This is a genomic window from Erwinia sp. E602 (assembly GCF_018141005.1).
GTDB lineage: Bacteria > Pseudomonadota > Gammaproteobacteria > Enterobacterales > Enterobacteriaceae > Erwinia.
On record NZ_CP046582.1, the window covers coordinates 1,549,850 to 1,562,880 of the forward strand.

11 protein-coding genes and 1 pseudogene are annotated in these 13,031 nt (G+C 62.2%); 4 read left to right on the forward strand and 8 right to left on the reverse strand.

Annotation, left to right across the window (positions count from 1 at the left end):
• Nucleotides 1-147: 147 nt before the first annotated feature.
• Nucleotides 148-300 (reverse strand): hypothetical protein, encoded by a 153-nt coding sequence (locus tag GKQ23_RS08510; protein ID WP_212410286.1) that lies wholly within the window; start codon nucleotides 298-300, stop codon nucleotides 148-150.
• 389 nt (nucleotides 301-689) lie between these two features.
• On the opposite strand from GKQ23_RS08510, the gene apbE reads away from it, so the two are divergent.
• The 3 genes from apbE (at nucleotide 690) to GKQ23_RS08525 (ending at nucleotide 4,148) form a co-directional block, all read left to right on the forward strand.
• Nucleotides 690-1,754, forward strand: a complete 1,065-nt coding sequence (gene apbE / locus GKQ23_RS08515; protein WP_212410287.1) for an FAD:protein FMN transferase ApbE — start codon at nucleotides 690-692, stop codon at nucleotides 1,752-1,754.
• Nucleotides 1,755-1,763: 9 nt separating this feature from the next.
• Nucleotides 1,764-2,402: a DNA oxidative demethylase AlkB gene (gene alkB / locus GKQ23_RS08520; protein WP_212410288.1), complete on the forward strand. Its 639-nt coding sequence runs from the start codon at nucleotides 1,764-1,766 to the stop codon at nucleotides 2,400-2,402.
• Between the two features lie 93 nt (nucleotides 2,403-2,495).
• On the forward strand, nucleotides 2,496-4,148 hold the full coding sequence (locus GKQ23_RS08525) for a multidrug ABC transporter permease/ATP-binding protein (RefSeq protein WP_212410289.1): 1,653 nt from the start codon (nucleotides 2,496-2,498) through the stop codon (nucleotides 4,146-4,148).
• 381 nt (nucleotides 4,149-4,529) lie between these two features.
• Here GKQ23_RS08525 and GKQ23_RS08530 read toward each other — a convergent pair whose 3' ends face one another.
• The 7 genes and pseudogenes from GKQ23_RS08530 to GKQ23_RS08560 all read right to left on the reverse strand — a co-directional run bounded on the left by GKQ23_RS08530 (nucleotide 4,530) and on the right by GKQ23_RS08560 (nucleotide 11,356).
• Complete coding sequence (locus GKQ23_RS08530) at nucleotides 4,530-5,324, reverse strand: amino acid ABC transporter ATP-binding protein (RefSeq protein ID WP_056239634.1); 795 nt, start codon at nucleotides 5,322-5,324, stop codon at nucleotides 4,530-4,532.
• A 2-nt stretch (nucleotides 5,325-5,326) separates the two neighbouring features.
• On the reverse strand, nucleotides 5,327-6,235 hold the full coding sequence (locus GKQ23_RS08535) for an amino acid ABC transporter permease (RefSeq protein ID WP_056239636.1): 909 nt from the start codon (nucleotides 6,233-6,235) through the stop codon (nucleotides 5,327-5,329).
• Nucleotides 6,222-6,746 carry a GNAT family N-acetyltransferase gene (locus tag GKQ23_RS08540; protein ID WP_212410294.1) on the reverse strand — a complete coding sequence of 175 codons (525 nt, stop codon included), beginning with the start codon at nucleotides 6,744-6,746 and terminating at the stop codon, nucleotides 6,222-6,224. Before GKQ23_RS08540 ends, GKQ23_RS08535 begins: the two co-directional genes overlap by 14 nt.
• 11 nt (nucleotides 6,747-6,757) lie before the next feature.
• Nucleotides 6,758-7,693 (reverse strand): annotated as a pseudogene (locus GKQ23_RS08545) (ABC transporter substrate-binding protein); the annotation flags it as partial.
• A gap of 100 nt (nucleotides 7,694-7,793) precedes the next feature.
• A complete protein-coding gene (locus GKQ23_RS08550) occupies nucleotides 7,794-8,924 on the reverse strand; it encodes a M20 peptidase aminoacylase family protein (protein ID WP_212410302.1) in 1,131 nt (376 codons plus the stop codon).
• A gap of 10 nt (nucleotides 8,925-8,934) precedes the next feature.
• Nucleotides 8,935-9,936 (reverse strand): LLM class flavin-dependent oxidoreductase, encoded by a 1,002-nt coding sequence (locus tag GKQ23_RS08555; protein WP_212410304.1) that lies wholly within the window; start codon nucleotides 9,934-9,936, stop codon nucleotides 8,935-8,937.
• A 400-nt stretch (nucleotides 9,937-10,336) separates the two neighbouring features.
• Nucleotides 10,337-11,356 (reverse strand): LacI family DNA-binding transcriptional regulator, encoded by a 1,020-nt coding sequence (locus tag GKQ23_RS08560; protein WP_212410306.1) that lies wholly within the window; start codon nucleotides 11,354-11,356, stop codon nucleotides 10,337-10,339.
• Nucleotides 11,357-11,556: 200 nt separating this feature from the next.
• Between GKQ23_RS08560 and ascF the strand changes: the two genes are divergently transcribed.
• On the forward strand, nucleotides 11,557-13,020 hold the full coding sequence (gene ascF, locus GKQ23_RS08565) for a PTS cellobiose/arbutin/salicin transporter subunit IIBC (protein ID WP_212410308.1): 1,464 nt from the start codon (nucleotides 11,557-11,559) through the stop codon (nucleotides 13,018-13,020).
• Nucleotides 13,021-13,031: the final 11 nt, after the last annotated feature.

A 13,031-nucleotide genomic window follows, 5' to 3' on the forward strand; every position in this document is an offset into this window, starting at 1 on the left:
GGCAAGGGCCAGGGCTGGTCGCCTGTGGGATCGAGAGTTTCGGGCCTGTCAGCGGGCGACCCTGCGCGGGTTACCCCGCTCCGGGCTCATCCCACTGCCCTCCCTGATAATTGGCTTCGGGATGGGCTGGGGGTTAGGGCGCTGCGTCTAGGGTTTAAATTTAAGCGGGGAGTCCGCAGGGCTGGGCGGGGGTGTGCCTTCCATTCCCATGCCGCCGAGGGTGAAGAGGGCGAAGCGCAAGAGGCGGTTGCGGGCGTGGTTTTCTTTGGCGGCGTTGTTATGCTTGTGGGTGTTGTTCATGGTTGGGTGCCTTGGGTGAGGGGCGATAGTTTAATTAAGCAGGAAGCGTGCCAGGGGAATGTGGCGTGCAAGCGCACGGATCGACAACTGTTGTTGGCGGTTTATGGCAGAGTGGCCGCCCTGTGATGGGGCAGGTTGCACCAGATTGGGCGATCGGGGGCGCAGGAGGGTTGTTTCTGATTGAATGGATAGGAGCATTGGGGGACACAGTGTGGCGGATTCTTGAGAGGCTGTGGTTAATTGCGCAGTGTTTCAGGTTCTGCAGCAGGGGCGTTCCGGGGCGCGTTGCCGGTTGGAACAGGTGAGTATCGGTGTTTGTCAAACTTCGGTACGAATGGTGGTGTTTTTTGCCCGTTTGGGGTGGTGCGTTTAGGGTTGATGTGGTGGTTATGCGTATGAGATGGATGTTAGCGGTGATGGTCGCGGTGATGGTTGCGGCGTTGAGCGGCTGTGATAGTGGTGGCGAGCAGGGGGCCGGGAAGGATGCTCAGCGAGCCTGGGTGCTGGAAGGCAAAACCATGGGTACCTTCTGGCGGGTGAGCGTGGCCGGGGTGGATGCGCAGCGGCGCGAGGCGCTGCAAAAGGCGGTGCAGCAGCAGCTTGATGCGGATGACCGCGAGCTGTCGACGTGGAAGAGCGATTCGCTGCTGTCCCGGTTTAATCAGTATCGCGGCAGCGAGCCGTGGCCGGTAAGCAATAATATGGCGGATATCGTGACCGTGGCGCTGCGTATCGGCCAGCAGACGGCGGGCGCGATGGATATTACCGTTGGGCCGCTGGTCAATCTGTGGGGCTTCGGGCCGGATAAGCAGCCGGTGAAGATCCCGGATGCGGCGCAGATTGCGGCGGCGAAGGCGCTGACCGGGCTGCAGCATCTGCAGGTGATCAACCGCGCCGGGCAGGCCTATCTGCAGAAGGATCTTCCCCAGCTGTATGTCGACCTTTCTACCGTCGGCGAGGGTTTTGCCACCGATCATCTGGCGCGGCTGATGGAGCAGGAGGGGATCAATAACTATCTGGTGTCGGTGGGCGGTGCGGTGCTGACGCGCGGGACCCCTGCTCAGGGGCGCGGCTGGCAGGTGGCGATTCAGAAGCCCACTGACCGGGAGAACGCGGTGCAGGCTGTGGTGGATCTGCAGGGGCACGGCATCAGCACCTCCGGCAGTTATCGCAACTATTATGAGCTGGACGGCAGGCGTATTTCGCACGTGATCGACCCGGCCACCGGCCAGCCGATTCAGCATAAGCTGGTGTCGGCGACGGTGATCGCCACTACCGCGCTGGAGGCGGACGGCTGGGACACCGGGCTGATGGTGCTGGGCACCGAGCGGGCGAAGGCGCTGGCGCTGCGCGAGAAGCTGGCGGTGTATCTGATCTATAAGCAGGGCGACCAGTTTGCCAGCTGGATGTCGCCACAGTTCAGCGCGTTTATTCAGCCGCCGGCGCGGCAGTGAGGGGGAGTAATGCTCGATCTGTTTGGTGACGAAGAGCCCTGGGCCGAGCCGCTGGCGGAGGGGGCGGTGGTGCTGCGCCGTCGCGCCCGCGAGCAGGCGGGGGCGATACTGGCGCAGGTGCAGCAGATTGCCGCGCGGAACCCGTTCGTGCACCGCTTTACGCCGGGCGGCCAGCGGATGTCGGCGGCGATGACCCACTGCGGTGATTTTGGCTGGGCCTCGGAAAGCCGGGGCTATGGCTACGCTGAGCCGCGCAGCGATGCCGGGCGCTGCCCGCCGATGCCGGCACTGTTCCGCGAGCTGGCGGTAAGCTGCGCCCGGGAGGCGGGATTCAGCGGCTTTAACCCGGACTTCTGCCTGGTGAACCGCTATGAGCCGGGGGCGAAGATGGGGCTGCATCAGGATAAGGACGAACGCGATCTGCGCCAGCCGATCGTCTCGGTGTCGCTGGGGCTGCCGGCGGTGTTTCTTTTTGGCGGCTTTGAGCGCACGGACGCCACGCAGCGGCTGCTGCTGGAGCATGGCGACGTGGTGGTGTGGGGCGGGCCGTCGCGGCTGCGCTTCCACGGCATTCTGCCGCTCAAGCCGGGCAGCCACCCTGACGCCGGGGCGTTTCGCTACAATCTGACCTTCCGCCGCGCCCGTTAACCGCGGCAGGATTTACTGGAATGCGAATAGTTATTGCTATCGAAAAGCATCTCATTAAACTGCAGGCTGCTTTTTACCAGCCGGGATGTTTTTATGGAGTTGCTGCACGTCGTTTATAAACAGTATCGCTGGCCGTTTATTGCGGTCATCGTGCTGAGCCTGCTCAGCGCGGCGTTGGGGATCGGTATGATTGCCTTTATCAACCGCGAACTGATCGTTAACCTGGACACCTCGCTCAGCGTGCTGCCGAAATTCCTCGGACTGCTGCTGCTGCTGCTGGCGGTGACGCTGGCCTCGCAGCTGGCGCTGACCATGCTCGGCCACCACTTTGTTTATCGACTGCGCGGCGAGTTTATCAAGCGGATCCTGGATACCCGGGTGGAGCGTATTGAGCAGATCGGCAGCGCGCAGCTGCTGGCGGCGCTGACCAGCGACGTAAGGGCGATAACCATCGCCTTTGTGCGCCTGCCGGAGCTGATTCAGGGCATTATCCTGACCGTCGGCTGTGCCGCTTATCTGGGCTGGCTGTCGTCGAAAATGCTGCTGGTGACCTCGGTGTGGGTGGCAATCACCATCATCGGCGGCTGGCTGCTGGTGGCGCGCGTCTACCGCCACCTGGCCACGCTGCGCGAGACCGAAGACCGCCTGTACACCGACTATCAGACCATTATTGAAGGTCGCAAAGAGCTGGCGCTGAACCGTCAGCGCGCGCAGCAGATTTTTGACGACGTTTACGGCGAAGACGCGCGCACCTACCGGCACAATATTATCCGCGCCGATACCTATCACCTCAGCGCGGTAAACTGGTCGAACATCATGATGCTGGGGGCGATCGGCCTCGCATTCTTCCTGGCGAATACCCTGGGCTGGGCTGATACCGCCGTCGCGGCCACCTACTCGCTGACCCTGCTGTTCCTGCGTACGCCGATGCTGTCTGCGGTGGGCGCGCTGCCGACCCTGCTGACCGCCCAGGTGGCGTTTAACAAGCTGGAGACGTTCAGACTGGAACCCTATAACGCGGCCTTCCCGCAGGCCAGGGCGGCGCAGCCGTGGCAGACGCTTGAGCTGCGTGACGTTTTGTTCCACTACGGTGACAACGGTTTTGCCATCGGCCCGATCGATATGACCCTGCACCGTGGCGAACTGGTGTTTGTGATCGGCGGCAACGGCAGCGGTAAATCGACGCTGGCGATGCTGCTGACCGGCCTCTACCAGCCGGTTTCCGGCCAGATCCTGATCGACGGGCAGCCTGTCGACCTGAACGACCTGGACAACTATCGCCGCCGCTTCTCGGCGGTGTTTACCGACGTGCACCTGTTTGACCGGCTGATTGGCCAGCAGGGCGAAGCGGCCGACCCGCAGCAGGTGCAGGCGTGGCTGGAACGGCTGAAGATGCAGGACAAGATCCAGCTGGACGGCAACCGCATCCTCGACCTTAAGCTGTCGAAGGGGCAGACCAAGCGCCTGGCGCTGCTGCTGGCCACCGCCGAACAGCGCGATATCCTGCTGCTGGACGAGTGGGCCGCCGATCAGGATCCGCACTTCCGCCGCATCTTCTATCGTGAACTGCTGCCGTGGCTGCAGGGGCTGGGCAAAACCATTATCGCCATCAGCCACGATGATCACTATTTCCAGCACGCTGACCGCCTGCTGGAGATGCGCGACGGCCGCCTGAGCGAACTGACCGGTGCCGAGCGCGAGCTGGCAACGCTGGACGCGGTACAGCGTACGGATACCGGCGAATAAACGTGAACCTGCCTGGGCTGCCAGGCTGGTAACGGAACGGACCCGGAGACCGGAATAAGCGTGAATCTGCTAACCCGCTAACCGAGCGGCTCCGCAGACCTGGACCAGTGCGTTACGCGTTCTGCCGCAGGGGGGAACCGGGCGGGTAAACGGCGCACAATGGCGCTAGCGCCTCAGCGCATAACCTCAGCCACTATTGTTATTAGTCAGCGGGTTAGCGGGGGAGTATGCTGTTTTTAACGGCACTGCAAACGCCGTTAACTTCCCTGAACTTTCTCGTCGTCTTGCCAAATGGTTATAACCGGCAGTTCACTTTGAACCGCCGGTTTTTTTATGCGCGAGGGAAATAAAAAAATCCCGGCGAGGCCGCCGGGACTGGGGTTACAGCACTTTATCCAGAAAGCGCCGCGTGCGCGGGTGCTGCGGCTGGTTCAGTACCTGGCGGGCGTTGCCCTGCTCGACGATCTGGCCGTCGACCATAAACACCACGTGGTCGGCCACTTCGCGGGCAAAGCCGATTTCGTGGGTGACCACCACCAGCGTGGTGCCGGAGCGGGCCAGCTTTTTGATGGTATCCAGCACTTCACCCACCAGCTCCGGATCCAGCGCGGAGGTGGGTTCATCAAACAGGATCACCCGTGGGTCGAGCGCCAGCGCGCGGGCGATGGCGATACGCTGCTGCTGGCCGCCGGAGAGGTGGCGCGGCCAGGCGTCCGCCTTGTGGCGCAGGCCGACCGCGTCCAGCAGTTCACCGGCGCGTTCAATCGCCTGGGCGCGGTTCATCTTTTTGTGCACCAGCGGCGCTTCAATAATATTTTCCAGCACCGTCAGGTGCGGGAACAGGTTGAAGTTCTGAAATACGTAGCCGACCTCGGTGCGCTGCTTGAGGATCGCTTTTTCCTTCAGCTCGTAAAGCCTGTCACCCTTGCGGCGGTAGCCGATGTACTCGCCGTCGATGCGGATAAAGCCCTCATCCACCCGCTCCAGGTGATTAATCGCCCGTAACAGGGTGGATTTGCCGGAGCCGGACGGGCCGAGGATCACCGTCACCGAACCCGGCGGCAGCTCCAGCGATACGTCGTCCAGCGCCTTAAAGCGGCCGAAGTGTTTGCTGACGTTGGTGATGGAAATATGACCACGCGTCGTCTGCGGCTGAATGGCAATAGCTTCTGACATGGTTAGCTCCTCAACGGGGTGATGTTGGCTTCAGGTCGGCGCTGAAACCAGCGGCGGCGCGGGGTGGAGGATTCACGGGTGGCGCTGCGGGCCAGCCAGCGTTCAACGTAGTGCTGGAACACCGACAGCACGGTGGTGATCAGCAGGTACCAGACGGCGGCGACCATCAGCAGCGGGATCACCTGCTGGGTGCGGTTGTAGACCATCTGAATGGTGTAAAACAGCTCCGGCATCGCCAGCACGTACACCATCGAGGTGCCCTTGGCGAGGCTGATAATTTCGTTAAAGCCGGTCGGGATGATCGAGCGCAGCGCCTGCGGCAGGATAATGCGCAGCGTGCGGCGCGAGGAGGGCAGGCCGAGCGCGGCTGCCGCTTCAAACTGCCCCTGATCGACGCCGAGAATGCCGCCGCGAATAATCTCTGCGGTGTAGGCGGACTGCACCAGCGTCAGGCCGATCACCGCGGTGCTGAACTGGCCGAGGATATCGATGGTCTGGTATTCAGCAAACTTCAGCGGGGTAAAGGGAATGCCCAGCGACAGCGTGTCGTACAGATAGGAGAAGTTGTAGAGGATGATCAGCACCACGATCAGCGGCAGCGAGCGGAACAGCCAGATATAGCCGAACGCCATGCCGGAGAGCAGCCACGACGGCGACAGGCGCGCCAGCGCCAGCGCGCCGCCGAACAGGATGCTGAAGACGGTGCCGAGCAGCGTCAGCAGCAGGGTCTGCCCCAGCCCGCTGAGCACCGCCGGGTTAAAGAACCATTTGGCAAACACCCCCCACTCCCAGCGCGGGTTGAACGCCACCGACTGGATCACCACCGCGAGAATAAACAGCGCCAGAAACGCGCCCAGAATGCGCAGCGGATAGCGCGCGGGCACCACCCGCAGATGTTCATGATGCTTCATCGACGGCCTCCGTCAGCACGTTATCGCCCAGCGGCTTGCGAAAGCGCAGGCGGCCGTCGTGCGGCGGCAGGCTGTACTCCACCGGATCGCGGGTGATATCAAACTGCGGCTGGTAGCCGTAAGAGAGGTACAGGCGCACCGCCTCCGGCTGGCGGAAGCCGGTGGTCAGAAACACCTGGCGGTAGCCGGCCTCCAGCGCCCGCCGTTCCAGCTCAACCAGCACCTTCTGCGCCAGCCCCTGGCGACGCAGGTCGCCACGGGTCCAGATGCGTTTCAGCTCGGCGGTCACGGCGTCATAGGGCTTGTAGGCACCCATGGCGATAATCTCGCCGTCGCGCTCCAGCACGATAAACATCCCCTGCGGCGGCAGATACCATTCGGTCAGCTCAACTTCGGCATGACGCGCAAAGAAGTTGCCGTAGCGGGCGCTGTACTCATCAAACAAACCCGAGATAATCGGCGCCAGTTCTGGCGCCTCCGGGGAGAGCTGACGAAACTGTTCGTGGCTCATCACGGCCTCCTTTAGTCGCCCAGTCCTGGCGGGTTGATTTCGGACCGGTCAAGACGCTCCACGCCTTCCCCCCAGCGGTTCAGCACTTTGTCGTACTCGCCGCCCTTGATCACGCCGTTCAGCGCGGTATGCACCGGGGTGACCAGGCCGTTGCCTTTCTTCAGCGTGACGGCGATATGTGCCGCCTTCGGCCAGCCGCCGTCAACGATGCCAACAAGTCTGGTCTGCCCGGTCAGCGCCGCTTTCCACGCGCCCATCACGTTCGGGCCAAAGAAGGCGTCGGCGCGGCCTGACTGGATCGCCAGCGTTTGCGCCGCATCATCCTTCACGTAGATCGGCGTAAACGGCTTCAGGCCTTTCTTCTGGTTTTCCGCGTCCCACGCCAGCAGCACCGCCTCCTGGTTGGTGCCGGAGCCGACGATGATGCGCAAGCCGGCGATATCTTCCGCTTTTTTCAGCGAGGTGATTTTGCTGGTGGACTTCACGTAGAAGCCCAGCGTGTCCTGGCGGTAGGTGGCGAAGTCAAACTTCTCTTTGCGCTCTTTGGTCACGGTGACGTTGGTGATCGCCGCGTCGTATTTGCCGGAAGAGACGCCCAGCGGCCAGTCTTCCCACGAGGTCGGTACGATGTTCAGCTCAAGGCCGAGGCTGTCGGCCACCAGGCGGGCGATATCCGCCTCGCTGCCGAGCAGGGTTTTGTTGTCATCGGAGAACAGCGCCAGCGGCGGCGAGTTCAGCGCGGCGACCGCGACGGTAAATTTGCCCGGCACCGCGAGGCGCAGGTTTTTCGGCAGCTGCGCCACCGCTTCCGGGTTAACCGGCGCGTGGATCGGCGTGGTATTGGCTTCAACGCTGATGCCGGTGCCGTTAATCTTAACGGTTTCCGCGAAGGCGGCGCTGCTGAGCAGCAGGGTGGCGGAGATCAGCGCGGTGAGTGTGGCTTTTTTAATCATGTGTGATGTCTCTTATTTTATTTTTTATCCCTGCCGCCGCAGCCGGGCTGACGGTCGGGCAGGGGAGTGCAGATGAACCTGCGGCCTGCCGTGGTCAGTTAATTTCCTGCAGCGCGGCTTCGGCCAGCTGGCTGAAGAACTGCGCGGCGGGATAAATCAGTGAGTCGTCCGGGTTAAAGCCGGGATGGTGCAGGCCAAACTCGCTGGCGCTGCCGATGCTGACGAAGGTGCCCGGCGTGTTGTGCAGGTAGAAGGCAAAATCTTCACCGCCCATCTGCACCTCCGCGTGCCGCACCTCGTAACCGGCGCGCGCCGCCACCTGTTTGCTGAACTCCGCCCAGCGTTCGGTGTTGACCACCGCCGGCGGGCCGCCGTGCCAGTTGAGCTGTGCGCGGCCGCCAAAGCCTTCGGCGATGCTGCTAATCAGCTTCTCAATGCGCGCCGGGATCTCAGCGCGGATCGCATCGTTATGGGTGCGCACGGTGCCTTCCAGCACCACCTTCTGCGGCAGCACGTTCCAGGTGTTACCACCCTCAATGCGGGTGACGCTGACCACCACCGACTCCAGCGGGCTGTAATTACGGCTGACCAGCGTCTGCAGCGCGGTAACGATCTGGCTGGCGATCACAATAGAATCAACGCCTTCCTGCGGGCGGGCGGCGTGTGCCCCTTTGCCCTCAATTTCAATATCAAAGCGATCGACGTTGGCGTAGAACGGCCCGCCGCGGGTGGCAAAGGTGCCCACCGGCAGCTCCGGCGCGTTGTGTGCGCCGAAAATGGCGCTAACGCCCTCCAGCGCACCGGCCCCGATCAGCGTTTTCGCCCCGCCAAAGCGCTCTTCGGCGGGCTGGAACAGCAGGCGCACGCGGCCGGGCAGGCTGCTCTCCCGCGCCTTCAGCAGCAGCGCCGCGCCGAGGATCACCGAGGTGTGAATATCGTGGCCGCAGGCGTGCATCACGCCGGGGTTTTTTGAACGGAATTCAACCGGGGCGACCTCGTCGATCGGCAGCGCATCGATATCGGCGCGCAGCGCGATCAGCGGCTCGCCCTGGCCGATCTCGGCAATGACGCCGGTTTTCAGGTCGAACGGCAGCTGGCGGATATCCGCGCTGCGCAGCCAGTTCTGAATGCGTTCGGTGGTGGCGAACTCTTCGTTGGAGAGTTCAGGATACTGGTGCAGCTCGCGTCGCCAGGCGACCAGCTGTGCTTCTAAAGTCTGGCTCATGCTCTGCTCCTTATGCCGCGACCAGCTGGTGGCTGGCCAGCAGCTCCAGCGATTTCAGGCGGGCGGCACCCTGGCTGACCGGGGTGTCGATAATAAATTCTTCAATGCCGTAGCGCTGGTGCAGCTGTTGCAGATGCCGGTGCACCTGCTCTGCGGTACCGGTAATCGCGGTGGACTCGCGCGGCTCGATCCGGTGTTCGCTGGCCCCGGACTGGCGGATAAAGGCTTCCGCCTGGGCCACGCTGCCAACGTTAACGGTCTGGCCGTTATTGACGTGCACGCGGAAGTGTTTCAGGTCGGTGGCGAGGGCGCTGGCCTGTTCGGCGGTGCTTGCTACGATCGCCTGCACCGCAAGCAGCGCAGGACGGCCGCCGCTGTGGCTGCGGTATGCGTCCAGCGAACGCGCCAGGTCCTGTTCATTGCCGTTGATGTGCGCGGCGTAGACAAACTCCCAGCCGAGTTCGGCAGCCAGCTGCGCGCTGCCCTCACTGGCACCGAGCAGAAAACGGCTGGCCGGGTGCGGCGGCAGCGGGGTGGCCTGCAGGCTGTCTGTGGCATCGGCACCGGCCGGTGGGGCGGTCAGCCAGCCGTCCAGCGCTTTCAGCTGGCTGGCGAAGTCGCCTTTCTCGGCGGCATGCACTCCCTGCTGCAGGGCGCGGGTAGAGAGCGGCAGGCCGCCCGGCGCTTTGCCGACGCCGAGGTCGACGCGGCCCGGCGCTAACGAGGCCAGCAGGTTAAAGTTTTCGGCTACCTTGTACGGGCTGTAGTGCTGCAGCATCACGCCGCCGGAGCCGACCCGCAGATTCTGGGTATGCGCCAGGATCCAGGCAATCAGCACCTCCGGCGACGGGCCGGCCAGCGCCGTGGTGTTGTGGTGTTCCGCCAGCCAGATGCGGTGAAAGCCCCACTGCTCGGCCTTTTGCGCCAGCGTTACGGTGCGGGCCAGCGCCTGAGAGGCATCTTCGCCTTCAGCCACCGGGCTTTTATCCAGCAAGCTCAGTCGGTAAGCCATGTCTGTTCCTTGAGTTCGTAGCAATTACCGGCAATTATTGAAGGGGGCGGGGAGGGCTGTAAAACAACAAATCCGGCATAACTCATTCAAACGGCGGGATTAACCGCTAATCCCGGAATGCGGGATTAGGGTTGCGAAAAGGATGGTTGGTCGCGGGGGAATAATAAGGTTTACTGGCGTACCCTGGCCACAGGCATCACAGCCTGTGGCGATTAACGTTTCATTCAGGCCACCCTTGCGGGCCGCCAGGCTTGCCGCTCACTGACTACCGACTACCGACTACCGACTACCGACTACCGACTACCGACTACCGACTACCGACTACCGACTACCGATTACCGATTACCGATTACCGATTACCGATTACCGACTTCTGGCTACCGGCTATCCGTCACGCATATCACTGTTGCCGGTAAGGCCCCTCGCTTACCGAATCCCTGATCTGCAGCGCCGAGCTGAACAGGTTGTCCTGCGACAGGTAACCGCCGTCGAGCATGGCGATCAGCCGGTTAATCACTTCGCTCATCATGCCGCTGACCGGATCTTTCACGCTGGAGAGCGCCGGGGTCAGCCAGGCCGCCGTCGGCGTATCGTCGAAGCCGATCACCGAGACCTGCGCCGGTACGGCGATGCCCGCCCGGGTCAGGGTCTTGATCGCCCCAATCGCCATCTCATCGTTGCTGGCCAGCACCGCGCTGAAGGAGACGTTATCGCTGAGCAATGCGCTCACCGCCGCGGCCCCGCTGGCCGGCGTCCATTTGCCCTGCACGATCAGCCGTTCGTCCGGTTCAATCCCGTGCTGTTTTAACGCCTCTTTATAGCCTGAAAGCCGTTCGATCGCCGTCGGTGAGTCCAGCGAGCCGGTGACAAAAGCGATCTGGCGGTGGCCGCGTTCCAGCAGATGGCGGGTGGCGTTAAGGCTGGCCCCCTTGTGATCGCAGCAGATGCAGTGGCTCTGGTGCACCCGCAGCCGGCGGTTTACCACCATGATCGGCTGCTTATGCTGGCCGATAATCTCATCCATCGCGGCGATGGTCAGAAAGCGCGGATAGATGATAATCGCATCACAGCGTAACCCGAGCAGAAACTGGATCGCCTGCTGCTCCTCCTCTGCGCTGTGTTTGCCATCGACCAGAATCAGCTGGCGGCCGTTGTCCTCCAGCTTTTTTGCCGCCTGTGCCAGCAACTCGCTGAAGTAACTGCCGTTATACAGGGTGTTGGTGACCACCATGCCAATGCACTGCGATTTACTGCTGGCCAGATTGCGCGCCAGCAGGTTGGGGCGATAGCCCGCCTGTTCAATCGCCTTAAACACCTGCTCCCGCGTGGCGTCGCTGACGTAGCCTTTGCCGGTGAGCACCCGCGACACGGTGGCTTTCGAGACGCCGGCGAGTTTTGCCACTTCCTGCATGGTCGACATAGGGATTTCCTGACCCGTTAATAATACCCGTCATTCTACACATTACCCCGCGTCAGAGCAGGCGATTCCCCGCCGATTGCCTTTGCATATGTCGATCCCGTTCACAAAAAAAGCGCTAACTAAATTTAGTTATTGATATTCACTTAAAATATAAACAACATCGTGTGAGACCGGTTACCTATCCTACGAGAATCATCCTCATGTCTAAAAATTATACAGCGGTAGCAACATCGATAGTGGATGCAGTTGGCGGCGTGAATAACGTTGCGGCGGTAACGCACTGCATGACGCGCCTGCGCTTTGTGCTTAACGACGACGCCCGCGTTGACGTTGCCCGCCTCAAGGCGATCGGCGGCGTGCTCGGCGTGGTGAGAAATGAAAATCAGTGCCAGGTGATTATCGGCAACACCGTTTCACAGGCCTATGCCGAGGTGGTGAAACTGCTGCCCGCCGGGGCCGCGGCGGCACAGCCCGCGCCTGCCAAAGGCAAGCTTACCCTGAGGCGCATCGGGGCCGGTATTCTCGACGCGCTGATTGGCACCATGTCGCCGCTGATCCCGGCGATTATCGGCGGTTCGATGGTCAAGCTGCTGGCGATGATCCTCGATATGACCGGGGTGTTCGAAAAAGGCTCCTCCACGCTGATTATCCTTAACGCCATCGGCGACGGCGCGTTCTTCTTCCTGCCGGTGATGGTGGCCGCCTCTGCCGCGGTCAAATTCAAAACCAATATGTCGCTGGCGATCGCCATTGCCGGGGTGCTGCTGCACCCGGCGTTTATCGATCTGATGGCGAAGGCGGCCCAGGGGCAGCCGGTTGATTTTATGGGGGTGCCGGTCACGGCGGTGAAATATACCTACACGGTGATCCCGGCGTTAATCATGACCTGGCTGCTCTCCTACATTGAACGCTGGGTTGACCGCATCACGCCGGCGGTGACGAAAAACTTCCTTAAACCGATGCTGATCGTGCTGATCGCCGCGCCGATCGCCATCCTGCTGATTGGCCCGCTGGGGATCTGGGTCGGCAGCGGCATCTCGGCGCTGGTCTACACCATCCACAGCTACCTGGGCTGGTTATCGGTGGCGATCATGGGCGCGCTGTGGCCGCTGCTGGTGATGACCGGGATGCACCGGGTGTTTACGCCCACCATTATTCAGACCATCGCCGAAACCGGTAAAGAGGGGATGGTGATGCCCTCCGAAATCGGCGCCAACCTGTCGTTAGGCGGCTCCTCACTGGCGGTGGCCTGGCGCACCAAAAACCCGGAGCTGCGCCAGACGGCGTTGGCCGCGGCGGCCTCGGCAATCGTTGCAGGTATTTCAGAACCGGCGCTGTACGGCGTCGCCATTCGCCTGAAGCGCCCGCTGATCGCGGCGTTAATCAGCGGTTTTGTCTGCGGCGGCGTGGCCGGCGTCGCGGGCCTGGCCAGCCACTCGATGGCCTCGCCGGGCCTGTTCACCAGCGTGCAGTTCTTTGACCCGACCAACCCGATGACCATCGTCTGGGTGTTTGGCGTGATGATCCTCGCGGTGGTGCTCTCCTTTATTCTCACGCTGCTGCTGGGGTTTGACGATATTCCCGTCGAGGCCGAAGCGGCAACCGACAAGGCCAGCGCGGCACCCGCGTTAGCTGAACAACCTGTTTTAAAAACGACCAACTGAGAAGAGGTATC

Excerpts from the sequence above, each read along its gene's own strand:
- GKQ23_RS08525 (WP_212410289.1), top strand. The coding sequence starts at position 2,496 with ATGGAGTTGCTGCACGTCGTTTATAAACAGTATCGCTGGCCGTTTATT.
- GKQ23_RS08550 (WP_212410302.1), bottom strand. The coding sequence starts at position 8,924 with ATGAGCCAGACTTTAGAAGCACAGCTGGTCGCCTGGCGACGCGAGCTG.
- GKQ23_RS08510 (WP_212410286.1), bottom strand. The coding sequence starts at position 300 with ATGAACAACACCCACAAGCATAACAACGCCGCCAAAGAAAACCACGCC.
- GKQ23_RS08535 (WP_056239636.1), bottom strand. The coding sequence starts at position 6,235 with ATGAAGCATCATGAACATCTGCGGGTGGTGCCCGCGCGCTATCCGCTG.
- GKQ23_RS08540 (WP_212410294.1), bottom strand. The coding sequence starts at position 6,746 with ATGAGCCACGAACAGTTTCGTCAGCTCTCCCCGGAGGCGCCAGAACTG.
- GKQ23_RS08555 (WP_212410304.1), bottom strand. The coding sequence starts at position 9,936 with ATGGCTTACCGACTGAGCTTGCTGGATAAAAGCCCGGTGGCTGAAGGC.
- GKQ23_RS08560 (WP_212410306.1), bottom strand. The coding sequence starts at position 11,356 with ATGTCGACCATGCAGGAAGTGGCAAAACTCGCCGGCGTCTCGAAAGCC.
- GKQ23_RS08530 (WP_056239634.1), bottom strand. The coding sequence starts at position 5,324 with ATGTCAGAAGCTATTGCCATTCAGCCGCAGACGACGCGTGGTCATATT.
- ascF (WP_212410308.1), top strand. The coding sequence starts at position 11,557 with ATGTCTAAAAATTATACAGCGGTAGCAACATCGATAGTGGATGCAGTT.
- alkB (WP_212410288.1), top strand. The coding sequence starts at position 1,764 with ATGCTCGATCTGTTTGGTGACGAAGAGCCCTGGGCCGAGCCGCTGGCG.
- apbE (WP_212410287.1), top strand. The coding sequence starts at position 690 with ATGCGTATGAGATGGATGTTAGCGGTGATGGTCGCGGTGATGGTTGCG.